The organism is Microcoleus sp. FACHB-68, from assembly GCF_014695715.1.
GTDB lineage: Bacteria > Cyanobacteriota > Cyanobacteriia > Cyanobacteriales > Oscillatoriaceae > FACHB-68.
The window spans coordinates 1,222,582-1,247,428 of record NZ_JACJOT010000008.1; the positions used below are offsets into that span (position 1 = coordinate 1,222,582).

General features: G+C 46.6%; 20 protein-coding genes. 14 read left to right on the forward strand and 6 right to left on the reverse strand.

The features are described 5' to 3' along the window. The first annotated feature begins 61 nt into the window (after positions 1 to 61). Together H6F73_RS13750 and H6F73_RS13755 are read left to right on the forward strand one after the other, a co-directional pair. Positions 62 to 1,684, forward strand: coding sequence for a sugar ABC transporter ATP-binding protein (locus H6F73_RS13750; protein WP_190759276.1), 1,623 nt, complete (start codon positions 62 to 64; stop codon positions 1,682 to 1,684). Further along, positions 1,681 to 2,685, forward strand: coding sequence for a ribose ABC transporter permease (locus tag H6F73_RS13755; protein ID WP_190759277.1), 1,005 nt, complete (start codon positions 1,681 to 1,683; stop codon positions 2,683 to 2,685). The genes H6F73_RS13750 and H6F73_RS13755 overlap by 4 nt, the downstream gene beginning before the upstream one ends. A gap of 97 nt (positions 2,686 to 2,782) precedes the next feature. Here H6F73_RS13755 and H6F73_RS13760 read toward each other — a convergent pair whose 3' ends face one another. Continuing rightward, a complete protein-coding gene (locus H6F73_RS13760; protein WP_190759278.1) occupies positions 2,783 to 3,994 on the reverse strand; it encodes an ATP-binding protein in 1,212 nt (403 codons plus the stop codon). Positions 3,995 to 4,319: 325 nt separating this feature from the next. On the opposite strand from H6F73_RS13760, the gene glgP reads away from it, so the two are divergent. Together glgP and H6F73_RS13770 are read left to right on the forward strand one after the other, a co-directional pair. Next, positions 4,320 to 6,917 carry an alpha-glucan family phosphorylase gene (gene glgP, locus H6F73_RS13765; protein WP_190759654.1) on the forward strand — a complete coding sequence of 866 codons (2,598 nt, stop codon included), beginning with the start codon at positions 4,320 to 4,322 and terminating at the stop codon, positions 6,915 to 6,917. A 96-nt stretch (positions 6,918 to 7,013) separates the two neighbouring features. Next, a complete protein-coding gene (locus H6F73_RS13770; protein ID WP_190759279.1) occupies positions 7,014 to 7,631 on the forward strand; it encodes a Uma2 family endonuclease in 618 nt (205 codons plus the stop codon). A gap of 63 nt (positions 7,632 to 7,694) precedes the next feature. On the opposite strand, the gene H6F73_RS13775 is transcribed toward H6F73_RS13770, so the two are convergent. Beyond that, a complete protein-coding gene (locus tag H6F73_RS13775; protein ID WP_190759280.1) occupies positions 7,695 to 8,465 on the reverse strand; it encodes a DUF429 domain-containing protein in 771 nt (256 codons plus the stop codon). Between the two features lie 316 nt (positions 8,466 to 8,781). Here H6F73_RS13775 and trpS point away from each other — a divergent pair, with 316 nt between their 5' ends. The 5 genes from trpS (at position 8,782) to H6F73_RS13800 (ending at position 13,668) form a co-directional block, all read left to right on the forward strand. Continuing rightward, a complete protein-coding gene (gene trpS, locus H6F73_RS13780) occupies positions 8,782 to 9,792 on the forward strand; it encodes a tryptophan--tRNA ligase (protein WP_190759281.1) in 1,011 nt (336 codons plus the stop codon). A 242-nt stretch (positions 9,793 to 10,034) separates the two neighbouring features. After that, positions 10,035 to 10,976 carry a methylenetetrahydrofolate reductase gene (locus H6F73_RS13785; RefSeq protein ID WP_190759282.1) on the forward strand — a complete coding sequence of 314 codons (942 nt, stop codon included), beginning with the start codon at positions 10,035 to 10,037 and terminating at the stop codon, positions 10,974 to 10,976. A 311-nt stretch (positions 10,977 to 11,287) separates the two neighbouring features. Beyond that, complete coding sequence (locus H6F73_RS13790) at positions 11,288 to 12,307, forward strand: ABC transporter ATP-binding protein (RefSeq protein ID WP_190759283.1); 1,020 nt, start codon at positions 11,288 to 11,290, stop codon at positions 12,305 to 12,307. Between the two features lie 54 nt (positions 12,308 to 12,361). Next, positions 12,362 to 13,252, forward strand: a complete 891-nt coding sequence (locus H6F73_RS13795; protein ID WP_190759284.1) for an ABC transporter permease — start codon at positions 12,362 to 12,364, stop codon at positions 13,250 to 13,252. 38 nt (positions 13,253 to 13,290) lie between these two features. After that, positions 13,291 to 13,668, forward strand: a complete 378-nt coding sequence (locus H6F73_RS13800) for a hypothetical protein (protein ID WP_190759285.1) — start codon at positions 13,291 to 13,293, stop codon at positions 13,666 to 13,668. A gap of 136 nt (positions 13,669 to 13,804) precedes the next feature. Here H6F73_RS13800 and H6F73_RS13805 read toward each other — a convergent pair whose 3' ends face one another. The 3 genes from H6F73_RS13805 to H6F73_RS13815 all read right to left on the reverse strand — a co-directional run bounded on the left by H6F73_RS13805 (position 13,805) and on the right by H6F73_RS13815 (position 17,464). Further along, the gene (locus H6F73_RS13805; RefSeq protein ID WP_190759286.1) at positions 13,805 to 16,171 is read right to left on the reverse strand and encodes a C39 family peptidase; all 2,367 of its coding nucleotides are present in this window, start codon (positions 16,169 to 16,171) and stop codon (positions 13,805 to 13,807) included. 320 nt (positions 16,172 to 16,491) lie between these two features. Continuing rightward, positions 16,492 to 16,932, reverse strand: a complete 441-nt coding sequence (locus tag H6F73_RS13810; protein ID WP_190759287.1) for a peroxiredoxin — start codon at positions 16,930 to 16,932, stop codon at positions 16,492 to 16,494. A 328-nt stretch (positions 16,933 to 17,260) separates the two neighbouring features. After that, a complete protein-coding gene (locus H6F73_RS13815) occupies positions 17,261 to 17,464 on the reverse strand; it encodes a hypothetical protein (RefSeq protein WP_190759288.1) in 204 nt (67 codons plus the stop codon). A gap of 410 nt (positions 17,465 to 17,874) precedes the next feature. On the opposite strand from H6F73_RS13815, the gene trxA reads away from it, so the two are divergent. From trxA to H6F73_RS13835, 4 genes are all read left to right on the forward strand, one after another. After that, entirely contained in the window at positions 17,875 to 18,696 is an 822-nt protein-coding gene (trxA, locus tag H6F73_RS13820; protein ID WP_190759289.1) for a thioredoxin, read from the forward strand. Positions 18,697 to 19,038: 342 nt separating this feature from the next. Next, entirely contained in the window at positions 19,039 to 20,064 is a 1,026-nt protein-coding gene (locus H6F73_RS13825; RefSeq protein WP_190759290.1) for a sirohydrochlorin chelatase, read from the forward strand. Between the two features lie 129 nt (positions 20,065 to 20,193). Next, positions 20,194 to 20,460 carry a regulatory protein SipA gene (gene sipA, locus H6F73_RS13830; RefSeq protein WP_190759291.1) on the forward strand — a complete coding sequence of 89 codons (267 nt, stop codon included), beginning with the start codon at positions 20,194 to 20,196 and terminating at the stop codon, positions 20,458 to 20,460. 91 nt (positions 20,461 to 20,551) lie between these two features. Then, positions 20,552 to 21,475 (forward strand): YegS/Rv2252/BmrU family lipid kinase, encoded by a 924-nt coding sequence (locus tag H6F73_RS13835; protein ID WP_190759292.1) that lies wholly within the window; start codon positions 20,552 to 20,554, stop codon positions 21,473 to 21,475. Between the two features lie 178 nt (positions 21,476 to 21,653). On the opposite strand, the gene H6F73_RS13840 is transcribed toward H6F73_RS13835, so the two are convergent. Beyond that, complete coding sequence (locus tag H6F73_RS13840) at positions 21,654 to 22,820, reverse strand: IscS subfamily cysteine desulfurase (RefSeq protein WP_190759293.1); 1,167 nt, start codon at positions 22,818 to 22,820, stop codon at positions 21,654 to 21,656. A 714-nt stretch (positions 22,821 to 23,534) separates the two neighbouring features. On the opposite strand from H6F73_RS13840, the gene H6F73_RS13845 reads away from it, so the two are divergent. Next, positions 23,535 to 24,698 (forward strand): BMP family ABC transporter substrate-binding protein, encoded by a 1,164-nt coding sequence (locus tag H6F73_RS13845; protein WP_190759294.1) that lies wholly within the window; start codon positions 23,535 to 23,537, stop codon positions 24,696 to 24,698. The last annotated feature ends 149 nt before the right edge of the window (positions 24,699 to 24,847 follow it).

Below are 24,847 nucleotides of genomic sequence, written 5' to 3' on the forward strand. Positions count from 1 at the left end.
TTCATGAATTGATCATCTGTCGCGTTGTGGAGCGCGAAGTATCAAATAACAGGGATTTCTGATGGTAAGTAGCACTGAAAATTCAATAAAAACGAAACCCGTACTCGAAATGCAAGGCATTACAAAAACCTTTAACGGTTTCACCGCCTTGCATGATGTCAATCTCACTATTTATCCTGGGGAAGTTCACGCCCTCATGGGTGAAAATGGTGCCGGCAAGAGTACGCTGATGAAAATTCTTGCCGGTGCTTATATCGCCGATGCCGGTGAAATCCGAATTGACGGTCAAGCCGTTAGGATGACAAATCCCGGTCAAGCGAGAGATTTGGGCATTGCGATTATTTATCAAGAGCTGAATCTTGCCCCTAATCTGACCGTTGCCGAAAACATTTTTATGGGGAGTGAGCTGAGGAAAGGAGGCACATTTCTTGACCAAGAGGGAATGCGCCGGCAGGCAACTGAGGTACTGGAAAATCTTGATGCAAGTTTTGGTGCGGGGGATCTGGTTTCAACACTTTCCATTGCAGAACAGCAGCAAGTTGAAATTGCCAGGGCACTCAAACATAAAAGCCGCATCTTAGTAATGGATGAGCCAACAGCGGCACTTTCAGATCGGGAGACAGAAAAGCTTTTCGAGGTGGTTCGCCGCTTACGAAGTGAGGGCATTGCGATGATTTATATCAGCCATCGCATGGAAGAGATTTATGCTTTGGCTGATCGCGTGAGTGTCATCCGAGATGGGGGTTATATTGGCTCTCTTGAGAAGCGAGAAATTTCCGCCGAACGCTTAGTTGAGATGATGGTTGGCCGGTCTTTACAGGATTTATATGAACACAAGCGTCAAATAACTCCTGGCCGAGTTGTTCTTGAAGTCAGAAATTTAAGTGATGGGCGCAAGGTAAAGCCGGCAAATTTTCAACTTCATGCCGGCGAAATTGTGGGGTTAGCCGGCTTAGTGGGTGCCGGCAGAACTGAGCTTGCCCGTCTAATTTTTGGTGCCGACAAAAAGGCCAGTGGTGAAATCATACTAGAAGGTCGTTCTCTAAATATCTCCGAACCCACGAATGCAATTGAATCAGGAATTGCCTATGTTCCAGAAGATATCAAAGAGAAACGCCCATTAAACATCTCTAGTCCAGATGATGCCATTGAAGCGGGAATTGCCTATGTCCCTGAAGATCGCAAAAATCTCGGTTTATTTCTAGACATGAGTTCGGGGGAGAATATCACCCTGAATGTTCTAGAACGAGAAGCAAGAGCCGGCATTATCAACTCAAAATCCCTGTTTAAAATTGTGGCTGATGCAATTAACGACTTAGGAATTCGGCTTGCCAGTCCCAGCATCAGGGCAATGGATTTATCTGGCGGAAATCAGCAAAAGTTATTGCTTGCTCGTTGGTTAGCCATTAACCCCAAGGTACTTTTATTAGACGAACCAACACGAGGCGTTGACATTGGAGCAAAAAGCGAAATTTATCGAATTATTAGCGATTTAGCCGCAAAAGGCGTTGCCATTTTAATGATTTCTAGCGAATTACCGGAAATTGTGGGAATGAGTGATCGGGTCTTAATCATGCGTGCAGGAAGCCTGGTTGGTGAAGTCGGCGGCTCAACTGGGGAAAAAATTACACAAGAGAACATTATGGCTTATGCCACAGGGGCTAGAGAGGTTGCGAAATCATGAGTAAAACAGAAACCAGACCAACCAGAACTTCAGGAAATGAGCGCCAGAAAGCGAGTAAACGTCAAGCTTGGAGAAACTTTATCCAGGTTGCCGGTATTTTACCGATTTTAGTGGCAATTTGTATTATTTTTTCGATAGTAACGCCAAGCTTTCTTTCACCGGGAAATCTCGTTAATGTGATTCGGCAAGCATCGATTAATATTGTGCTAGCCACTGGCATGACCTTTGTGATTTTAACTGGAGGAATTGACCTTTCAGTTGGCTCAATTTTAGGTGTAACCGCAGTTGTTGGGGTGCTTGTCTCGTTGATTCCAGGTGTAGGCTTGCTCGCCATACCGGCAGCCTTATTAGCGGGATTAGGTTTAGGCTTACTAAACGGATCTCTCATTGCTTATTTAGGTTTACCCCCTTTCATCGTCACCCTCGGTTCCTATACAGCTTTGCGGGGGGTTGCTTACTTAGTTGCCAACGGCACAACCGTACTTAATCGAAATCTAAACTTTGCTTGGATAGGTAACAATTACCTCGGCCCAGTTCCTTGGCTCGTTGTCATTGCTTTGCTAGCCGTCGTAGCCAGTTGGTTTGTTTTAAGAAGAACCGTTCTAGGAAGACACATTTATGCCGTTGGTGGTAATATTCGGGCGGCACGGCTAACAGGAATTAAAGTCAACCGGGTGCTGTTATTTGTCTATGGCGTAAGTGGGTTGCTTTCCGGTTTAGGTGGAATTATGAGCGCCTCCCGCCTTTACAGCGCAACGGGGATGTTAGGGCAAGGATATGAGCTGGATGCGATCGCTGCCGTAATCTTGGGAGGAACGAGCTTCACGGGTGGCATTGGCACGATCTGGGGAACTTTACTCGGTGCCTTAATTATTGCCCTACTCAATAATGGATTAACCCTGATGAACGTGTCATTTTTCTGGCAGTTAGTTGTCAAAGGTTTGGTAATTATTATTGCCGTAACGATTGACAAAGTTCGCACCAGTTCAAGCGCAGCGTAAGGGTTAAAAGGAAAATTAACTGTTCAAAGCAGACACCTCCAGCTTCTCCTTTTCAGGTTACTGAGCCGGCAGCAGAGGGAGGTGTCTGTACTCTTTTTTATCGGGAAGATCGTTCAGTATCCTCCTCCTCGATCGCAATTTTTGCTTTCCCATTCGCCACGACGGCAGGAAGATAAATCCTAAACGTCGAACCCACTCCCACTTTACTTTCAACGGTAATCTTCCCGCCCATCATCTCACAAAGCCGGCGGCTGATCGCCAAACCCAAACCCGTACCACTGTGGATGCGAGAGATTGAAACATCCGCCTGAGTAAATGCCTCAAACAGATGAGCTAACTGTTCGGCGGCAATTCCGATGCCGGTGTCTTGAACTTGAAACACGATCCACCGGCTCTGCCCCCCACCGACTGCCTCGGTTTCCCCCTCTTTCGCACTCACGGTTAGCATAATTTTGCCCTGCTGGGTAAACTTAGCCGCATTATTTAATAAATTAAGTAATGCCTGCCTTAATTTCGTTGCATCCCCATAAATAATGTCCAAATGATTGGTTAAATCCACTTTTAAAGTATTGCCGTTGCCATCAATGATCGGTTGAATGGTGCTAACAACTTCCTTGATAAGACTTGCAATACTAAAAGGTTCCAAATATAACCGCATTTGGCCGGATTCGAGTTTAGAAATGTCTAGAATATCATTGATTAAAGTCAACAGATGAGCGCCGGCTGTGCGGATTTGCTTGAGATCGCGTGCCGTGTCCTTATCGCCAACTGCCAAAGCTTCCTCCAGCAGCATATCGCTGTATCCAATAATCACACTCAGCGGCGTGCGAAGTTCGTGACTCATATTCGCCAGAAACGCACTTTTCGCCCGGTTCGCCGCTTCAGCCTCACTCGCAGCCTGTTTCAATGCCGCTTCCGACTGTTTGCGCTCAGTGACATCATGACTGTTGATCACCACTCCCTTCACTGCCGGGTGATCCAGTAAATTTGTCAGCACTGCCTCAAAAATAGACCAAGAACCATCGCTGTGCTGCACTCGGTACTCAGCAATTGGCAAGTGTACTCGCGGGGTTTGTAAGGCATGATCAAATAGCTGAGATAGCGCCGCCACATCGTCTGAGTGCACCAATTGAAACACGCTTTTGCCAATAATTTCATTGAGGGCATAGCCTAAAATCCGCCCTAGAGAAGGACTGGCATAGTGGCAAATCCCATTAGCATCTAAAACTAAAATTAGATCCGTTCCATTTTCAATGAGCGCTCGAAAGCGCTGCTCACTCTCTAACTTTTGCCGATTCTGCTCTAGCATTTCGCTCCCCTGTTGCTGCTACACATCCTGCGAACCCGTGATGGCACCCTGTTGTAGCTCGATGAGCTTCTGCTTCGATCATGCCTCAATCCTGGAAAAGATTGCTGTTTAACCCCACTCCACCGGCAAGCAGTATCCAAACGAATGGCCCAATTAATCGCCAATGCGAAAAGTTGTATTAAGAGCGCCATGATTTCGGCAGAACTGAAGAGACAATGAGCTAGAGACTAGGGGCTAGTGGCTAGTGGCTAGATTCTATACCCTACTCCCTGTGTCTTCCCTAGTCCCAAGTCTCCAGTCCAAGCGTCCCTACAAGGATCTGCCGATGCAGCCAATTCGTACCTTTAACGTTTCCTCGTCTCTACCAGAGCAACTTGAACCCCTCCGCAAGCTTGCTTACAACCTGCACTGGGATTGGAATGTTGAAACCAAAGACTTATTCCGACGCCTAGACCGCGATTTGTGGGAATCTAGCCGGCATAACCCGGTTTTAATGCTGGGCACGATTTCTCAAGATCGTCTACAGGAAGTGGCGGAAGATGAAGGCTTTCTGGCTCACATGGAACGAGCCGCCCGCCAGCTAGATGAGTACCTGACCGAGCGGAACTGGTATCGCAAACATCGGGGCCACACTGAGCAGAAGGAGTGCTACGCCTACTTCTCTGCTGAATTTGGCCTCGCTGAATGCCTGCCCATCTATTCCGGTGGTTTGGGCATACTCGCCGGCGACCACCTCAAGAGCGCTAGCGACTTGGGCTTACCGCTAGTGGGCGTGGGCCTGCTTTATCAAGAAGGCTATTTCAGTCAATATCTTAACCCCGATGGCTGGCAGCAGGAGCGTTACCCGATTAACGACTTCTATAATATGCCCTTGCACCTGGAACGAGACGCCAACGGGGAGGAACTACGGATTGCCGTAGACTACCCAGGCCGGCAGGTTTTCGCTCGCATCTGGCGGGTGCAGGTGGGTACGGTGCCGCTGTATATGCTCGACACCAATATCGAACCGAACAACCGCTACGATCACGACATCACCGACCAACTTTATGGCGGTGACATCGATATGCGGATGCACCAAGAAATCATGCTGGGGATCGGTGGGGTGCGGATGCTGAAGGCGCTGGGACTGCAACCCACGGCTTACCACATGAATGAGGGTCACGCAGCCTTTTTAGCCCTGGAACGCATCCGGGACTATATGCAGGAGGGTCTGAGCTATCACGAAGCCCAACAGGTGGTAGCCGCCAGCAATGTGTTTACCACCCACACGCCCGTACCGGCAGGCTTTGACTTGTTCACTCCTGACAAAATCATGCACTTTGTCGGCCACTACGCCAACACCTTTGGCCTGCCGGCAGAGGAATTTTTGGCACTAGGGCGCGAAAATCCGCGCGATGCACAAGCGCCGTTCAATATGGCAACCCTGGCGATTAAAATGGCAAGTTTTGTTAATGGGGTTGCCAAGCTGCACGGGCTAGTGTCGCGGGTGCTGTTCCAGAATTTGTGGCCAAGTTTGCCGGTCAATGAAGTGCCGGTGAGTTCAATTACAAATGGCGTTCATGCCCGCAGTTGTGTGGCTAAGTTCACTCAGGAGCTTTACGACCGATACTTAGGGCCATCTTGGCAGGCAACACCGGCAGACAATTCCCTGTGGGAACGGGTAGACACGATTCCCGATGATGAGTTATGGCGAAATCACGAGCGCTGCCGATCCGAGTTGGTGGTGTTTGTGCGTGAGCGACTGCAAAAATACTTACGGGAACGCGGGGCGTCGCCAGTGGAGGTGGCAGAGGCGCAAGAAGTCCTCGATCCGGGTGTTTTAACGATTGGGTTCGCCCGCCGGTTTGCCACCTATAAGCGCGGCACTCTGTTTTTACGCGATATCGAGCGAATTAAGCGAATTTTGCTGGATCTCCATGCCGAGCGCTTTAAGGGCGGGGTACTCGTGGGCCAGAAAAAACGCATGGTGCAGTTTGTGATTGCCGGCAAAGCACACCCCAAAGACACACCCGGTAAGGAAGTCATCCGAGAGATTATCCACTCTATCCGCGAACAGGGACTGGGCCGGCATATCGTCTTTATTCCCAACTACGACATTAATGTGGCGCGGATGATGGTTTCTGGCTGTGATGTCTGGTTGAACACCCCCCGACGCCCACGGGAGGCATCTGGCACCAGCGGCATGAAGGCATCGATGAATGGGCTGCTCAATCTCAGCATCCTTGACGGTTGGTGGGATGAGGCCGATTATGTCCGCACCGGCTGGCCGATTGGTCACGGTGAAGTCTACGACGATCCGGAGTATCAGGACACAGTGGAAGCCAACGCTCTCTATGATCTGCTAGAGCAAGAAGTGGTGCCATTGTTTTATGACCGGGATGAGGAAGGGCTTCCCCGTCGCTGGGTGGCGAAGATGAAAGATGCCATCCGACTCAACTGCCCCCACTTCAACACCGCCCGGATGGTGGGCGAATACGCGATGCGGGCTTATTTCCCAGCGAGCGACCGCTACCGCGATATGACCGCAGACAGCTATGCAGCCGCTAAGACGTTAGCCGGTTGGAAGACGAACCTGTTTAAACACTGGTCTGATATCAAAATTGAAGATATTGATATCGCTGAACCAGCCGATCTACAGGTTAATCAAACCATTCCCGTTAAAGTTCGCTTGAACTTAGCAGGATTAACACCAGATGATTTGCAGGTGGAACTCTATCAAGGGTCGGTGGATGCTAACGGTGAGATTGTTAATGGGATGCCGGTGGTGATGAATTTCCAAGGCAAAGAGAACAGTAGCCTGAGCGTTTACACCGGCAATATCACCTACACCTCCTCCGGTCTTCAAGGGGTTTCCCTACGGGTGCTGCCTCATCACCCACATCTCAGCAGTCCTTATGAACCCAGAGTAGTGCTGTGGGCATAAGCAAGTGAAGTAAGAAAGGTGAAAAGAACGCTGAAACACGCTTTCTTTTCACCTTCCACAGAAAGCCATGCTTTAAATAGAGGTGGAGTGATTTCTATGGCTCAAGCCCTACTAAAACAACTAACATTTGATGAATTTATTGCCTGGTATCCAGAAAATTCAGAACAGCACTACGAACTGCATGATGGGGTAATTGTTGAAGTGCCAAAACCAACGGGTAAGCACTCGGAGGTCGCCGGATTTATAGCCGGCGAGTTTTTTCTAGAGATTCGCCGATCTCAACTACCTTATTTCATTCCCAAGGAATGCGTTATCAAGCCGGCACAAGAATCAAGCTATGAACCCGATGTCATTGTGCTAGATAAGCAGGCAGTTGAGAACAACGAACCCCGATGGGGAAAAGAATCTATCCTCACGCTAGGGAGTTCCATCTGTTTGGTTGTAGAAGTTGTTTCAACGAACTGGAGCGATGATTATGCGCTGAAACTAGAAGACTACGAGGCAATGGGAATTTCTGAGTATTGGATTGTAGACTATTTAGGATTAGGCGGCAGGCGCTACATTGGCAACCCCAAACAACCTACACTTAGTATTTACCAGTTAGTTAAAGGCGAATACAAACTTAAGCAATTTAGAGAAAATGAACGAATTGAATCGTCAATATTCCCGCAATTGATCTTGACAGCACAACAGATATTTAGTGCCAGGGATTAACCTGTTTTCATGCACTATCGTCTGTGGTCTTAATACATGAGTTTTAGCATTTTACAATATTTTTTATAAATAATTATCACTTCTTAAAGGAATAACAATATAGCCGGTAGCGTGATCACCTAACACTAAATTACGCTCTAATCCCCAGTACCACCAGTGCGCCCCTACATAGGCGCAGATTAGCGCATCTAGGCGATCCTCAACCGCTTTAAGATGGGAGCCTGCAAGGGTGTTGAGGTCGCAGAAGATATCAGAATCTTGATGATTTTTTATATTCTGTAAGCTTAATTTATCTAGCTTTGGCTCTAGCGCCGGCAACCCATTCAAAATATACTGCTGCAACTTGGCTAATTCCAACCGGCGTTCTGAAAGTCGGCCTTTTTTATATTTAAGGATGCGCTCAAGATTAAATAAATTTACAATCGCTGGGTGAGGAAACACTTCTATTTGATAGCGTTCACTTCTTTGATTTTCTATAATCGGTGCATGAATAAAACCCCGCGCTTCTAAACTCAGCCCTAATTCCGTTGTGCGTTGAGCAAACCGGCTGCCGAGATTGGCAGGATAGCAGCCGGCATGATAGCGACCAAAATATTTATGGGTCAGTTTATCAGGCAATCTCATGCCGGTCGCATTTGGAATTAAAGTAGGTGCATCTACCGCAATCATTGCCGGTGCCGGTGCCGGTGCCCAAACGTCAACCCAAGCGAGAATATCTTCAATCGTTGAATACCTGGTTAAATCCAGTAATTGCAAAGCCCCATCCTGCCACTTTAAGCAGCACAAACCACTTGCCCCTGACATCCATCCGAAATCAATTCCTAAAAATTTCATGGGTAATAATTTTTAACTGATAACGTCCAAATGGAAAAAATTTGTGATTATTTCCAGGCAAACACCCTTTTCATTCCTCACATTGTCATGGGTAAACCATTGTTTCGGCTTAAACCATCTCGAAGAGTAAGGGCGATAGCGAAAACGGGATGCGCCCCTTTGAGTGTCTCAATGACTCAGGATCGACTTAGGGGAAGCGAATTTGGCGCTTTAGCCCTGCTCTGGGCGAATCACCGGCACCAGAAAGTGTAAAACTATTTATAAGGAATTCTCAGCCGGCACCAAACGTGTGTTCGGCGGTACTTAAGTAGTATTTATGGGTAAGCAGCGCGTTCTTTCTGGGGTTCAACCAACCGGCAATCTGCATCTGGGTAACTATCTGGGAGCCATTCGCAACTGGGTAGAAGGGCAGAGCCAGTATGAAAATTACTTTTGTGTGGTGGATTTACACGCAATTACCGCACCGCACAACCCAGCGACGCTGGCGGCAGATACTTACACAATCGCAGCGCTTTATTTAGCGTGTGGCATCGATCTCAATTATTCCAGCATTTTTATCCAGTCCCACATCAGCGCTCATAGCGAACTAACCTGGCTGTTTAATTGCATCACGCCGATCAACTGGCTGGAAGATATGATCCAGTTTAAGGAAAAAGCGGTGAGGCAGGGAGAAAATGTCAACACCGGCTTGCTAGATTACCCCGTGCTGATGGCAGCGGATATTTTGCTTTATCAAGCTGATCGCGTGCCGGTGGGGGAAGATCAGAAGCAACATTTAGAACTAACGCGCGATATTGCCAATCGGTTCAACCATTTATTTTGCACACCAGAGCAGCCGGTTTTAAAGCTGCCAGAACCTCTCATTCGCAAAGAAGCAGCGCGAGTGATGAGTTTGACAGATGGCACCCGCAAAATGTCGAAATCTGATCCTTCTGAATTAAGCCGAATCAACCTGCTTGATCCGCCCGATGCGATTACCAAAAAAATCAAACGCTGTAAAACCGATCTTGTTCGGGGTTTGACGTTTGACGATCCCGATCGTCCTGAGTGCCGGAACTTACTCACCCTTTATATGGTGCTTTCTGGGAAGACAAAGGAGGAAGTTGCAGCAGAGTGTCAGGATATGGGATGGGGTCAATTTAAACCCTTACTGACTGAAACGATGATCGCAACGCTGCAACCGATTCAGGAAAAATATAAAGCAGTGATGGATGATCGCAGCTATTTGGAATCCGTGTTGCGGGAAGGAAGACAAAAGGCAGAGGCAATCGCCAATGACACGCTTTTAAAGGTTAAAGCTGCAATGGGTTATTCCATGCCCCTTTAAAGCGTCAAGCATAGACACCTTAAAGTAAGGGCATAGCGTGAGCGTCTGAATATTGTAATTCCAGCAGAGATTTTCTGCGCTGAGGAATCGCCCTTACAGGGGCGGTTCTTTATTTTTCATCCGTCTAGTGTCAATCGCTAAATCTTTTGATGATTCCCCAGCAGAGGCGAGTAGCGAGAAAATAGGCTACAAAAGAGCGAGTAGTCATTTACACAAAATCTTAATCCTCTTGGTTTTTACCCATGATAGAGCAGCCCAATTCACCCGCTAGCAGCCTCCCTGGATCAATACAGACTCGCCATCGCTTTCGTGAGGCGGCGAGAGCCGGCGAATTTTTAATCACGGCTGAGGTAACGCCACCTAAGGGGGGAAACCCAGTCCACATGGTTGAAATGGCTAAAATCCTCAAGGATCGTGTCCATGCAATTAATATTACAGATGGCAGTCGGGCAGTGATGCGGATGTCATCTCTCGCGTCGTCGGTGATTTTATTGCAACACGGAATTGAACCGATTTGCCAGATGGCTTGTCGAGATCGTAACCGAATTGGCATCCAAGCCGATTTAATGGGCGCGTATGCCCTGGGTATTCGCAATGTTTTAGCATTAACCGGCGATCCGGTAAAAGCCGGCGATCATCCAGATTGTAAAGGCGTATTTGATTTAGAAGCAGTGCGATTGTTGCGGCTAATTGATAAACTCAATCAAGGGTTTGATTGGAATGATAAACCTTTAACCGATGGAGCAACAGATTTATTTGTTGGCGCAGCCGTCGATCCACAATTAGCGAGTTGGTCAGGTTTGCAGAGCCGGTTTGAGCGTAAGCTGGAAGCAGGGGCGCAGTTTTTCCAAAGCCAGTTAGTTTGCGATTTTGACCGGCTTGAGAAATTCATGACTCAAATCGCTGCCGGCGCAAATAAACCGATTCTCGCCGGAATTTTTCTGCTTAAATCTGCAAAAAATGCTGAATTTATTAATAAAAATGTGCCGGGAGTTCAAATTCCCCAACATATTATTGATCGCCTAGCCAAAGCTTCCGATCCTCTGCAAGAAGGCGTTGCAATTGCCGCCGAACAGGTAATGATGGCAAAACAACTTTGTCAAGGCGTTCACATGATGGCAGTCAAACGCGAAGACTTAATCCCTGAAATATTAGACAAGGCGGGAATTGAGGCAATTCTGTAAAAAGTAACCCATTAAAAGGCAAAATGGGAGACTTCTTTTTCTCACTGTTTAACTTATTTTCCGCTGCTGAAGAGGGCATGGGGCATGGGGCATGGGGCATTGGATGAGGTGATGGGTGCATTTCTCGGAATAGGGCACATACGCTTTTTCGCCCTTACAGCTCACTTTGCCTATTTGTCCCTTTATCCTAATTTAAGTTCATCAATCAAATTAGATATCACTGGCTGACCATTAATGTCTGAGCAATAGCTTAAAATAGAAGTAAAGATTGTATAGATTTATTTCAAAATCGCTCAGGCGTAGACAAAATCATGGCTCCAGCCGTTTTAATCGAGAAGCTGCAAAAACGCTACGGCTCTGTAGAAGCTGTAAAAGACGTATCCTTTCAGATAGAACCTGGGGAAATTTTTGGTCTGCTTGGCCCAAATGGTGCCGGTAAAACCACAACCATCCGCTGTCTGTGCACCTTAGCCACCCCAGACGCAGGGCGCGTAGAAGTCTCTGGAATCTCCGTTACAGACGATCCAAGGGCAGCCCGCCGGCTGCTGGGCTACGTCGCGCAAGAAGTCGCCTTAGATAAGGTGCTGACGGGGCGAGAACTCCTACAACTGCAAGCAGCTTTATATCATATTCCTGGTAATTTGTCAAAAGATCGGATTAATACCGCGATTCAGTTGCTGGGTTTAGAAGAGTGGGCGGATAAACAAACCGGCAAATATTCTGGAGGATTGCGCCGGCGTCTCGATTTGGCAGCCGGCTTGCTGCATAAACCGGCAGTCCTCGTCTTAGATGAACCCACCGTCGGGCTTGATATCGAAAGCCGCATGGCAATTTGGTCATTTTTGCGCCAGCTGCGCGATAGCGGCACCACGGTACTGATTACCAGCCATTATCTCGAAGAAATTGACGCACTGGCTGACCGAGTCGCGATCATTGATAAAGGCGTAGTCATCGCCACCGGCACCCCATCGCAACTTAAAGACAAAGTCGGGGGAGATCGTGTCACCCTTCGCATTCGGGAGTTTTCCCCCTTGGAAGAAGCAGAAAAAGCCAGTGAGATGCTGCGATCTCTGCCTTTTGTGCAAGAAGTGATTATTAACAGCGCCCAAGGCAACTCGCTGAATATGGTGGTAGCCGCACAAAGTGACGCTTTGCTGACGATTCAGCAATCGCTACGGGATGCCGGTTTACCCACCTTTGGCATTGCACAATCACGTCCGAGTTTGGATGATGTGTATCTGGCAGCAACAGGTAAGACGCTGTTAGATGCGGAATTGGCGGCAGCCGGCAGTCGTGATCCGAAGGCGGAGAAAAAGCAGAATATGCGCTGATTTTTTGATTTTTAACCGCAGATAAACGCAGATAAACGCAGATAAAGAGAATATATGAGTCAGACAACTACTCCCCTCAAGCCGGATGTTAGCTGGTTAACTGAGAAAGCTGGAGAGACAAGCACTTCTAACAATTTGTTTGGCGAATTTGTGCAAGAAACCTTAGCACTGACGCGCCGTTTGTTTATTCAGTTGCAGCGGCGTCCTTCAACATTGATTGCCGGCATTATTCAACCTTTGATGTGGTTGGTTTTGTTTGGGGCGCTGTTTCAAAATGCTCCGCAAGGATTATTTGGAGAAAGTCAGAATTACGGACAATTTCTCGGTGCCGGCGTGATTGTTTTCACCGCCTTTGCCGGCGCACTCAATGCTGGCTTGCCGGTGATGTTTGACCGCGAATTTGGCTTTCTCAACCGGCTGCTCGTCGCCCCCTTAGCGTCCCGATTTTCGATTGTGATTGCTTCCGCAATTTTTATCATGACACTGAGCTTAATTCAAACCTCAGTGATTGTAACTGCCGGCGCATTTTTAGGATCTGGATTGCCCGGTATTGCAGGATTAGGCGCAATTGGTCTAATTATTTTTCTGCTGGTTTTAGGCGTCACCGGCTTAAGCTTAGGTTTAGCGTTTGCCCTACCGGGACACGTTGAACTGATTGCCGTGATTTTTGTTACCAACTTGCCTTTACTGTTTGCCAGTACCGCCCTTGCGCCGCTTTCCTTCATGCCGAACTGGCTACAAATTGTTGCAACCTTAAATCCTCTCAGCTATGCCATTGAACCGATTCGCTATCTTTACCTGCATAGCGACTGGGCACTTAACAGCGTAGTAATGCAGGCACCTTGGGGCGATGTCACCTTTGCCGGTGCTTTCTTAGTGCTTCTGGGTTTTGATGCAATCGCGTTACTGATAATTCAGCCACTACTCCGCAGAACCTTTGCGTGATTACAATTGTCTTAACTTAAGGCGTTTAAACCATCAATATGAAAAGCACAACCCCGCCGGCATCCGCAAAGTCCCGCAACTGGCTTGTTTTAGCCGGCTTCGCCACAATGGGAGTCATTCCCTTTGCCCTACCTCAAAGCAGTTTCGCTCAAGCCTGTACAGGTGCTCAAGCACTACAGGGTTGTGGTGCAGCAACTCAAAGCAACGAAGTTAGCACCTTCTCCGGGCGTAACGATGGCCAACTTAATATGTTGGATTTAATTCACCAAGCTCAAATGGGCAGCCTCGGCAATATGGAGGAATTTACTGCCGAACAGCGAAAAAATGTAAATTCTGCCGCCGAAACTTACCGAAATCAACAGCTTCAGCGCATCCAAGGGCAGCAGGAAGCCAAGCCGCCGGTGGAACAAAACTAAGTACGTTTGAACCTAAAGGACGCACACAGATCTATTGGGTTAGGTTGGGTTGGGTTTTGTCCCTCAACCCAACCTTGGCTTAACTGAGAATTGACAACTGATCACTCAGGACTCAGGACTCAGCACTAACCGATGTTTACCGGGAGATACAGTGTGCCCAAATCTTCCCATCGGGACCGGCAACTTGATTGAGATAGCCATAGGGATACAATAATTTTCGGCCTTCGGTATCCGCGTAGCCGGTGAGGGCGTCTCCCCAAGGATCGTTGACGATGAGACCGCTGGAGTTATAACCGATGACACACAGAATGTGGCCGGTAGCGGTAAAGTCGCCGGCAAGTACCACAGGACGCCGGTTAATCAGTTCAATTTTAATTTCTGACCAAGTGCGTGTGGTGCTAAAACTGGTTTTGAACCCATAGGCACGAATTAATTGGGAAAGTACGGAGTGTTCCATGTGACTCCCTTCCCCGTATCGGTTGAAACACCACTCCAGCAATTCGTCTTCTAACTGCCCTCCGCTACTACTCCGCACGCCATAATAATAAAGTGGCATTGCAATTGAGGTGACATTGCAAGTTGACCAGTAGAAGCGAGGATTATCGCGCTGGGAAAAATACGGCACATTCAGTTCTACTTGGCTGGGGTAAGGATCGAAAGTGCGGCTTCCCCGCTGCATTTTAATGTGGCCGGTATAAAGATAACCCGTATTACCAAATTGAGGCAATTCTTCGGTTAAAGCGACTTTAATATGACCGGCATCTTCTAAACTGTAGCTGCTGATTCCGTAAACTCTTCCTAAAGCCAGGTCAATTTTTTCGCTAGCGCTTAACCGGCTGCTTTCCGCCAACTTCTTTTTCAAGATAGTTGTTTGCCCAACTGTAATCGTTAAGGCATCTGGATCAAAAGGTACAACTTTGCCGTCTCGTTTAATTTGAACGTGACGCCAATAGACGTAACCAACATTGCCGAAACCTGGAATACTTTGGGTTAGTGTTACGCGAAAATGTCCTTCAATGCAGGCATAGCCGGTGATGCCGAGAATTTGTCCTAAAAGTAAATCTGCTTTTTGATTTTGAAGCAGAGAAGATGAATCAACCGGCTTGGCTTTGATAACAGTTGTTTCTGTTACCAACATCTGGGCACTTAGGGGAGTGCTCGTGACATCTTCAATTTCAAATTTGAAGACTTGGCTGCCTTTGCTGAGCTGGACGTGCTTTTCATAAAAGTAGCCAAAATTTCCCACCGGCATTAGGGGCGAACTGAGGGTGACTTTCAAGTGTCCGTCTAAATATCCGTATTTGCTGACGGTAAAGGTTTGGCCGGCATTCACGAGAATTTTTTGCTGAGAATTGAGATTTGCAGACTCTCCAGACGTGGTTTTAAAAAACGTATCTTTGAGTATTTTTAACGTCAAAGATTGACCAACCGTGCCGGCATTTGCACTAACGGTAAGATGCACAATCTGGCTACTAACAACCTGACCTTTTGTGTCAGTTCCCTTCAGGCGCAACCACCGCGCACCGGCATCTTTAAACCCGCGATCTAGCTTGACTTGCCAGCTACCAGATGAGCGGTTGAGGGTGACTTCTAGGGGATATTTATCTTCCGCCACTAGCGCCACATTTGCCACTTGCTGCGGGTCAAATGAACCGTTGAGAGTGGTGCTTTGGTTCACTAAAACTTCAGATGGCCCTTGATAAGTTAAAGCCGGCGAAGCGTTAAATAATTTGCCGCCTCGGCTAAGTTGAACAAAATCGGGATAAAAATAGCCGGTGTTGCCAAATCCCGGTAAGTTTTCTGTGAGTGAAACTTTTAAATGTCCCGATTCCAGCGTGTAGCCGGCCACACCAAAAATCATCCCTGCCGGCACCGTAATTTGTTCATCGGGTCTGAGATTAACCGCCTCAGCGGGTTGCTTCTTAAAAATCGTTGTTTCAAGAATTGTAATAATTACAGCATTGGCATCAAACTGCACATCCCGGCCATCTTTTTTAATTTGAACGTGTTCGTAATAAAGATAGCCGCTGTTTCCAAAATTCGGAATTTCTTGAGTAAAGCTTACGCGAAAATGACGTTCAACACAGGCATATCCGGTGATGTAAAAAGTCTGTCCTTGAGGTAGTTCGATGAGTTCTGCGGCGGAAAGCTGAGATGAATCTTCCGGTTTTCTTTTCAGTTTTGTTTTTTGCGTAATCGTTAGCAAGGATAAGCCTGGAGGCACTGCCGAAGCATCAGCTTGGCTACCACTAAAAGCCGGTGATGATTTAATGATTTGGACGTGGGGCGCGTAAAAATAACCTATTTTCCCAATCGGGGAAACTTCTCCATTCAATTCGACTTTCAGATGACCGCTTATCCCCTCAGAACGGTTAATTTTAAAGGTTTGACCGGCAGTTAATTTAATTTTTTGCCGATCCGTCAAAGTTGCCGAGTCTGCGGGCAAAATTTTAAAAAAAGTGTCTTGGAGAATCTTTAAGCTAAGGGTTTCTTGAATGTTCATAGTTACTGTGTTAGTGGTAATGTAAATGATTGGGTCAATAAGCTGCCGCCGTTTCCTGTGCCATTCCGATTCAGTTTGGTGCGTTGCCCATGATTACTTCTCACCTCCTCACCCTTTAACCCCTCACCTTCTCTGCGCTTTTAAAGGTGACATTCAGAGGTTATTTTTCAGGTTACTAACTTTTCGTAATCATCTAAAAACTTATTGCCAACTGACGAATGACAAAACCGCCCATAGAGACACTCTACGGGCGGTTGCTTAGAAATTCCGCTCAATTTGTGATGGGATGATCAAATATTTACTTCCCACACGCAGAATCCTCAGACCATTGCAGCTAAAATGTCTTTGGCGTGGGTTTCAGTGTTGAGATTTGAACCTTCATAGATTTGGGTGATTTTGCCAATGGGATCGATCACATAGGTGACACGCTTGGCGTAATTGCCTCCATCGACATCGTAAGCTTTGGCGATCGTGCCATCAGTATCAGCCAATAGGGGAAACGGCAGGCTGAATTTTTCGGTGAATTTTTGGTGAGAACCTTCATCATCTCTGCTAACGCCGAGAACAGAAATATCTTTGCCTTGATATTCTGAGTAGGAGTCCCGGAAGCTACAGGCTTGTTTGGTGCAGCCGGGGGTATCATCTTTGGGGTAGAAGTACAGAACCAGTGTTTTGCCGGCAAAGTCAGACAGTTTGACGGTTTTGCCGGTGGTATCCTTGGCGGTAAAAGCGGGGGCAGCAGTTCCAACAGGTAGTGTCATAAATTCAGTTTCCTCAACAATATTAGGACTGCTTGAAAATCTTAGCACTTAAAGGTGCTTGCTAAAAAGCATTCTTCTTTTGCAATTAGCTAATTAATGCTTAAATTGGCCGAATCGCCGTCATGCCGGCATTATCAAATTTTATATAAGTTATTGTTTTCAAATTACCGAACAGGGGTTGGGCATAATTATTTCATGTCTAAATTTTTATATTAATTTCTAATTTTATAATGAATGTTTAATTAAAATAAATTATTTTACCTGAAGCCTACACAAGTTTGCCGGTTGCGAGAGGACACCCTGGAACTGATTTGATAAATATAGCAATTCAATCCACAGCTCGGATAGTTCCCTTTTGTAAGCTATGAAACAAGCGAGAAATTAAAGTTTGATCTTCTGGGCTTAGAGAATCTTTAGATAGCATAGCCGACATCAGCCACTGCTGATCGGCGCGACTAATTTTGCGGGAAGTAAAGATGCGCTCAACAATTTGCTCAACGGAGAGTTGGGGGAGGGCGGCTTGTGCTTGCATGGAAGTAGAGTTAATAGCTTTCTATTTAATATGCAACATCACTCTAAAGCAACTGGTGATTGTAATGGAAAACAAATGTGATAATTGGGTGCGAGTTGAATGATGAGGATCACGGCAAAAATAAGTAAGGTGAGCTATAATCGATTAACTAAATGTAAAATTTCACCGGCTCCTCTTGCAAACTGGCCGGCAGCCTCACCGTCAATAGCGCAGAATGCGAACGAACTCTACAGCAACAAACCACGAGAAGTCAGAAACAATTTTTTCCCACTGAGACTGAATCATCTGTTTCACTTGTCCGAAAAGCACTTTAGCGATAAGTTGGGCATGGGAGTCGCCAGTCAGTCGTGAATGAAGGCGTCAGTTTAAAAGTTAACCCAGAAGTAGAATCAGAAAAGAAGGGGTGAAAAATGGGATATTCCGTTACCGTCAATAGTGACAACTTTGAAGCCGAAGTTTTCCAAAAATCTTTTGAGAAGCCGGTGTTGATCGATTTTTATGCCCAGTGGTGCGGGCCATGTCAAATGTTAAAACCAATCTTAGAAAAAATCGCGCAAGAGTATGACTTAGTTGTTGCGAAAGTTAATATTGATGAAAATAAAAGTTTAGCCCACGATTACGAAGTAGAAGGAATTCCTGATGTGAGACTCATGCATCAGGGGGAAATGGTCAACAAGTTTGTAGGAGTGTTGCCAGAACCTCAACTCAGAGGTTTTTTAGCAAAACATAACATCAAATCAGAGATTCAAACCGGCTTGGAATCCATTGATGGATATCTGGCAGATGAACAGATAGAAAAAGCTGAAGCAACTTTTAGAGATTTAGTAGAAAAATATCCAGAAAACCGGCAGATTACGATTGAAATGGCTTCTTTTTTAATTGATCTCAATCAGTTAGAAAATGCTGAAAAGTTATTGGATTCGGTGCCAGAATACGAAAAAGAATATTTTAGCAAAGCTCAAGCGGGCAAACAGTTAATTATTTTAAAAAGAGCTTGCGATAACCCAGAAACAAACAGCGAAGCTGATCAATTGTTCCGCCAAGCATCCTGTTTGACCCTAGAAGGAGACTATGAAAACGCTTTGGAAATGTTTTTAGAAGTTATAGGAGAAGACAAAAATTATAAAAACGACGCGGCGAAAAAAGCGATGCTGGCGATCTTTACCTTGTTAGGCGATGATAATCCCCTCACCAAAGACTACAGAAAGCAGTTGATGATGGCACTTTACTAACCGGCAAAGACAGACAAATTCTTCGCTGCAAACTCAAAAATCAAAAATATAAACCTCAAAATTCCCCCTCCCCTGCATTTGAGATAGCAGTTCGATGGGCTAAGATAACGTTTGCACACCCGAACCGTAACAGGATAGGGAAACGCCGGTGAAAATCCGAGGCTGTGCGGCAGCTGTAAATCGATGTGAGATGAGAGATTTTAGAGTTTAGATGGGGGATGGTTGGCAAAACCTGTCTCATCCAAAATCAAAATCCCCAATCGAAAATTGAGTGAGCCAGAATGCCTTCCTGTTACCCATTCACGCTAATTTTCCGCCTCGCACGGGAAAGGAACCCAGTTAATGCTTACTTCAAATTCACCCAGTTTCAACGCCCTGTCGAACCCAACTGAGCCGCTGATTGAATTGCCGCCCCTGCCGGTGAAGCGTCCGCTATTAATGGTAGGTCACGGTAGCCGCGATAACGATGGCCGGCAAAACTTACTCGATTTTGCCGCTGCCTATCAAGCCTTAGACAACTCGCGCCCCGTCGTGCCTTGTTTTCTGGAACTCACCGCCCCGACGATTCAGCAAGGCGTAGACGCGTGCGTTGAGCAAGGTTACACCGAAATGTCCGTCCTGCCGGTGCTTTTATTTGCGGCGCGTCACAATAAATTTGACGTGACAAATGAACTAGATCGGGCGCGGCAACGCCATCCCCAGGTGAAATTTCACTACGGGCGTCACTTTGGAATTACCCCAGGCATTCTGGAGTTGTGGAAATCGCGCTTGGCAGAACTTGACGATCCGCAATGGAGTCGTTCCGATACCGTATTGCTCTTTGTGGGACGGGGTTCCAGCGATCCAGATGCCAACGGCGACGTGTGCAAAATTGCCCGAATTCTCTGGGAAGGCAGCGGCTATCAAACCGTGGAAACCTGCTTTATCGGCATTACTCACCCGCGTTTAGAAGAAGGTTTTCGTCGCGCCCGTCTGTTCCAGCCAAAGCGAATTATCGTCCTGCCTTATTTTCTGTTCACCGGCGTGCTGGTTAAAAAGATTTTTGACATCACCGCCCAACAGCAAGAACAGTTTCCTGACATTTCGATGGTGTGCCTGCCAGAAATGGGAATTCACCCGCAACTGATGGGTGTCGTGCGGGATAGGGAGATTGAAACCCAATTAGGGCAGGTGCAGATGAACTGTGAGATGTGTAAATTCCGGTTGGCAGCCGGCAACGGGAATAGTGACGATCATCACCATCACCCGCATGAAAATGGCCATCACCATCACCACGGACACAACCATTCTCACGATCACGCTCATGCCGCTGAAGATCCGTATGCAGATGTAGCGCAATATCACCAGCGAATTTGGCAAGCGCCCTAGACAACTGTCAGCCGGTTGGCGCTCGGTGCAGATTATGCATTTGGGAAGATAGACTGTAGATTCTGGAGAGTCTAAAGTCTGTAAAGACTTGATTGCATTTGTAAAAAGTCTGCTGAGCGCTAATCGCTGATGTCTAAAGAATTTATTGTTGGCAAAAAAGTCCGACTGGTGGCACTGCCGCCTTACGTGAAAACAGCAGAACCGAAACCCATGCTGCGTCCGCAGAATGTCATTCACCTTGGGGAAGAAGGCATTGTGCTTGATAGGCGTCCAGGAGATTTTTGGGGTGTGCGCTTTGAAAAGGGGGCTTTCTTAATGGAAAGTCAGTATATCGAGGCATTAGAAGACAGCACAGATACTACTGCTGCTTTAGAGGGAGAATTGCCGGCTCAATAAGTTAAAAAAGGCAGAAAATTTTCCACATCAAGTAATGGTGAAATTTTCTGCTGTTCCTCTGTAAAATTAAACTCTAAAAACGAAAATTGTTATGACTCGCTCAGCTACTCTGATTTTTAATCCCGTTGCCGGTCAAGGCGATCCAGAGCAAGATTTAAGAACGATCTGGAAACTTTTGGAACCGGATATTACATTAGATATTCAGTTGACCAGTGAAGAAGTTGACGCGAATGAGTTGGCAAAAGAAGCAATTGAGCGCGGAACAGATATGCTAATTGCTTCTGGAGGAGATGGCACTATCTCCTCTGCTGCCGAAGCCGCCATTGGCACCGGCATTCCGTTTGCTGTCATTCCCAGAGGAACCGCGAATGCCTTTGCCGGCGCACTGGGACTTCCTAACACAATCCAAGCGGCTTGTGAAACGATTTTAGGTGGGGAAACCCGTGTCGTAGATGCGGCGACTTGTAATGGCAAACCAATGGTTTTACTCGCCGGCATTGGGTTAGAAGCTGAAGCAGTCGAACGCGCAGATCGCGAATCTAAAAATTGGTTGGGACGGTTGGCATACGTGATTGCCGGTTTGGAAAAGTTAGGGGAAATCGAGACATTTGAAACTGAAATAGAAATCGATAATTTAGTCAGTAATGTCCAAGCAATTGCCGTCACAATTGCCAATGCAGCACCCCCCACATCGGTGCTAGCGCAAGGATCAGCCGGCGTTATTGCTGATGATGGTTTATTAGATGTGACAATCGTTACTTCGGTTACTCAGTTAGAGGCGATTAACGCCATGACTAATTTATTGGGAACTGCTTTACTAGGAACCGCTGCCGAGCGAGAAGATATTATTTACTTGCGGACAAAGCGGATTAAAGTCACAACAGAGCCGGCACAAAAAGTGGTATTAGATGGAGAATTAATTGGCACAACGCCAATAGAAATTGAGTGCATTCCAGGAGGTTTAACAATTGTGGTGCCTTCTACAGCAGAAGAGCCAATTAGAGCTTTCGGTTGAAACTGTAGATCAACTCAAAAAAGCGGTTATTTGCTGCCGGCACACACACTATGCTTACATCTGCGTTTATCTGCTGCCGGCACACAGACTCTACTTGCATCTGCGTTTATCTGCGTATGGCTAACGCCACGCTGCGCTATCATCTGCGGTTAAAAAATCCCAAACCTAACCCTTTTTTTCAAGTTATAACTGCCGGCAACTGCCGCAAAGATTGAATCGCAGTCACAGCGTGTTGAGCCACATTATCAATTTCTTCCTCAGTATTAAACCGGCCAATGCCAAATCGAATCGAGGCATAAGCTAAGGTTTCTGGCAGTCCCAGCGCCTGCAAAACATGGGAAGGCGCAATTTTAGCCGCAGTACACGCCGAACCCGAAGAAACCGCAACCACCGGCTGCAACCCCAACAGCAAAGCCTGTCCGTCAACTCCTTCAACGCTGATATTCAAGTTACCCGGTAGTCGCTGAATCGGATGGCCATTGAGGTGAATACCCGGTAGCCGGTTTAGCTGTTCCCAAAGCCTGTCTCTGAGGGCTTTTTGGCGTTCTGCCTCCGACTTTCTTTCTGAAAGTGCCAGTTCCACAGCCTTGCCAAACCCGACGATCTGCGGCGTGTAAAGCGTACCCGATCGCATTCCCCGTTCATGTCCTCCCCCGTGCATTTGGGGTGCTAGCTGAACTCTAGGGTTGCGCCGGCGCACATAAAGGGCACCAATGCCTTTTGGCGCGTAAATTTTGTGTCCGGTTAGGGACATGAGATCGATATTCATCGCCTGCACATCCAGGGGAATTTTGCCAATTGCTTGGGCGGCATCCGTGTGGAAAAGCACATTGCGATCACGACAGATTGCCCCAATTTCTGCTGCCGGTTGAATCACCCCAATCTCATTATTTGCCACCATTACTGATACTAAAATTGTATCGGGACGGATGGCTTGTTCTAATTGGGCTAAATCGATTAACCCATCACCGCACACCGGCAAGTAAGTAATTTCAAATCCCAGTGTTTGTAAATACGCGCAAGGATCAAGCACGGCGTTATGTTCTGTTGCCACTGTTATAATGTGCCGGCCTTTGCTGAAATAAGCTTCGGCAACACCTTTAATGGCTAAATTATTCGCCTCTGTTGCGCCGCTAGTAAAGACAATTTCTTCTGGTGTGGCATTAATTGCATCTGCCAAAATCTGCCTTGCTTGTTTAACAGCCGCTTCCGCTTCCCAGCCATACTGATGAGTGACGCTGGCAGGGTTCCCAAAGTGTTCTGTGAAATAAGGCAGCATGGTAGCGAGTACCCGCTCATCAAGGGGAGTCGTCGCGTGGTTGTCGAGATAAATAGGCCGATGCATTGCTTTTAAATTTTAGAGTTTAGATTGTGTATTTGGTTGCCGGCTTTCTATCTATTTTAGATTTTAACTTGAGTTCTTTTCTGATAACCGGCTGTATAAAGATTTAGTAACTGGGATTACCCAATTCGATTTAATGAAAAAATTAATTAACTTTAGCTGCAAACATCATTAAAATTTTAACGCATCCAGTAACACTCAACTGAATAAGTTTCAGAACTCGTGTTTTCTGCCGGCATCTTATGACAGGGCTGTTTCATTCTCCCCAAACCCGCCAGGGACTGACGAAAGTGACAAACACTCGCTAAAATCCGTCCTTATTGTCACAGATGCAGGCCGGCAACTGGCAAACCGCTCTAAAAAGATACATTTCTTAATTTGACAAATATTCCTTGATATGAGTATAGTTCTACCTAATTATCAGCCGTTTTTCACCGGAGTTTTTTCTGCTTTGTTGGTGCCGGCAGCCGACAGCACAACCTCCTGAGATTTGGGTTGCTCTAATGCCTCAGTCATGATTTATTTAGCCCTAATTTGTGAACTAGAGAGCAAAAACTTTAAATTATTATTAATTGTATTTGTTTATACAAACTTAATTCCGTAAGCAGTGTTTGATTTGCTTATTCTTCCGAATTAACCCAAACTAAATATTAACTCAACTTGAGCCATCTTCATAATTCTTTATAGGAGAATAAAAGAGTGAGCCATAGACGTTTCATGTCTTTATCACGCCGTCAGGTTATTCGCGGCATTTTAGCCACGACAGCCTTTGGAGTGACCTCAAAATTTGGCACTGGATGCAGTTCCTCAACTGCCACTAAAGCTAATTCCACTGGAGAAGGCAAGCCGATTGTGATGGGCTTCATTTATGTTGGCCCAAAAGATGATTACGGTTACAGTCAAGCCCACGCTGAAGGAAGGGCCGGCGTTGCCAAACTTTCCTGGGTAAAAACTGTTGAAGAGGCCAATGTTTCTGAAACGACGGCGGTAGAAGAAACAATGCGAAATATGATCGAACAAGACGGGGCAACCGTTTTGTTTCCCACTTCATTTGGCTACTTCGATCCGCATATTTTGAAAATCGCAAAAGACTATCCTGAAGTTCAATTTATCCACTGTGGAGGACTTTATCAGCAAGGCGTTCACCCCTCCAATGTTGGCAGTTACTTTGGCTACATCGATGAAGCTGAATATATCGCCGGCATTGTTGCCGCCCATACTTCCAAAACCGGCAAGCTTGGGTTTATTGCTGCTAAACCGATTCCCCAAGTGTTGAGAAATATCAACAGCTTTACTTTAGGGGCACGCAGCGTTAAACCGGAGGTGAAAACTCAAGTTATTTTCACCGGCGATTGGTCAGTGCCGGTGAAAGAAGCCGAAGCTGCTAACAGTATGGCAGACCAAGGCGTTGATGTTCTCACCTCTCATGTAGACAGCCCCAAAGTTGTTGTAGAAACCGCAGAAAAACGCGGCATTTTCTCTAGCGGCTACCACGCGAATCAAACCACACTCGCTCCTAAAGGATATTTAACCGGCGCAGAATGGGATTGGACAAATGTCTATTCCAAATATGCAGAAATGATCAAAGCCGGTAAAACCTTAATGAATGGGGGAATTCCTCATATCGTGCGCGGCGGCTTAAAAGATGGGTTTTTGAAACTATCGGACTATGGCCCAGCCGTCACTGCAGAAGCAAAAAAAGATGCTGAAGCGGCGAAAGAAAAGTTTCTCAGCGACAGCATGATTGTTTACAAGGGAGAAATTAAAGATAACACCGGCAAAGTTGTAATCCCAACCGGCAAAGATTTCAAACAGCAAGATGGTGAACTCGAAAAAATGAATTGGCTGGTTGCCGGTGTCGTTGGCAAGGCCGGCAGTTAAAAGTAAAAGATGAAGGATGAAAATAACACTTTACCCTTCTATCTTTTCCCAATCCCCATACCTTTAGGTTGGCGCAGCCATGCCCCATGCCCCTACCTTTAGGTTGGCGAAGCCTTGCCCAATGCCCCATGCCCATTTCCCATTCCCCC

Coding starts and splice junctions, on each gene's coding strand:
- H6F73_RS13750 (WP_190759276.1), top strand. CDS start 62: ATGGTAAGTAGCACTGAAAATTCAATAAAAACGAAACCCGTACTCGAA.
- H6F73_RS13755 (WP_190759277.1), top strand. CDS start 1,681: ATGAGTAAAACAGAAACCAGACCAACCAGAACTTCAGGAAATGAGCGC.
- H6F73_RS13760 (WP_190759278.1), bottom strand. CDS start 3,994: ATGCTAGAGCAGAATCGGCAAAAGTTAGAGAGTGAGCAGCGCTTTCGA.
- glgP (WP_190759654.1), top strand. CDS start 4,320: ATGCAGCCAATTCGTACCTTTAACGTTTCCTCGTCTCTACCAGAGCAA.
- H6F73_RS13770 (WP_190759279.1), top strand. CDS start 7,014: ATGGCTCAAGCCCTACTAAAACAACTAACATTTGATGAATTTATTGCC.
- H6F73_RS13775 (WP_190759280.1), bottom strand. CDS start 8,465: ATGAAATTTTTAGGAATTGATTTCGGATGGATGTCAGGGGCAAGTGGT.
- trpS (WP_190759281.1), top strand. CDS start 8,782: ATGGGTAAGCAGCGCGTTCTTTCTGGGGTTCAACCAACCGGCAATCTG.
- H6F73_RS13785 (WP_190759282.1), top strand. CDS start 10,035: ATGATAGAGCAGCCCAATTCACCCGCTAGCAGCCTCCCTGGATCAATA.
- H6F73_RS13790 (WP_190759283.1), top strand. CDS start 11,288: ATGGCTCCAGCCGTTTTAATCGAGAAGCTGCAAAAACGCTACGGCTCT.
- H6F73_RS13795 (WP_190759284.1), top strand. CDS start 12,362: ATGAGTCAGACAACTACTCCCCTCAAGCCGGATGTTAGCTGGTTAACT.
- H6F73_RS13800 (WP_190759285.1), top strand. CDS start 13,291: ATGAAAAGCACAACCCCGCCGGCATCCGCAAAGTCCCGCAACTGGCTT.
- H6F73_RS13805 (WP_190759286.1), bottom strand. CDS start 16,171: ATGAACATTCAAGAAACCCTTAGCTTAAAGATTCTCCAAGACACTTTT.
- H6F73_RS13810 (WP_190759287.1), bottom strand. CDS start 16,932: ATGACACTACCTGTTGGAACTGCTGCCCCCGCTTTTACCGCCAAGGAT.
- H6F73_RS13815 (WP_190759288.1), bottom strand. CDS start 17,464: ATGCAAGCACAAGCCGCCCTCCCCCAACTCTCCGTTGAGCAAATTGTT.
- trxA (WP_190759289.1), top strand. CDS start 17,875: ATGGGATATTCCGTTACCGTCAATAGTGACAACTTTGAAGCCGAAGTT.
- H6F73_RS13825 (WP_190759290.1), top strand. CDS start 19,039: ATGCTTACTTCAAATTCACCCAGTTTCAACGCCCTGTCGAACCCAACT.
- sipA (WP_190759291.1), top strand. CDS start 20,194: ATGTCTAAAGAATTTATTGTTGGCAAAAAAGTCCGACTGGTGGCACTG.
- H6F73_RS13835 (WP_190759292.1), top strand. CDS start 20,552: ATGACTCGCTCAGCTACTCTGATTTTTAATCCCGTTGCCGGTCAAGGC.
- H6F73_RS13840 (WP_190759293.1), bottom strand. CDS start 22,820: ATGCATCGGCCTATTTATCTCGACAACCACGCGACGACTCCCCTTGAT.
- H6F73_RS13845 (WP_190759294.1), top strand. CDS start 23,535: ATGTCTTTATCACGCCGTCAGGTTATTCGCGGCATTTTAGCCACGACA.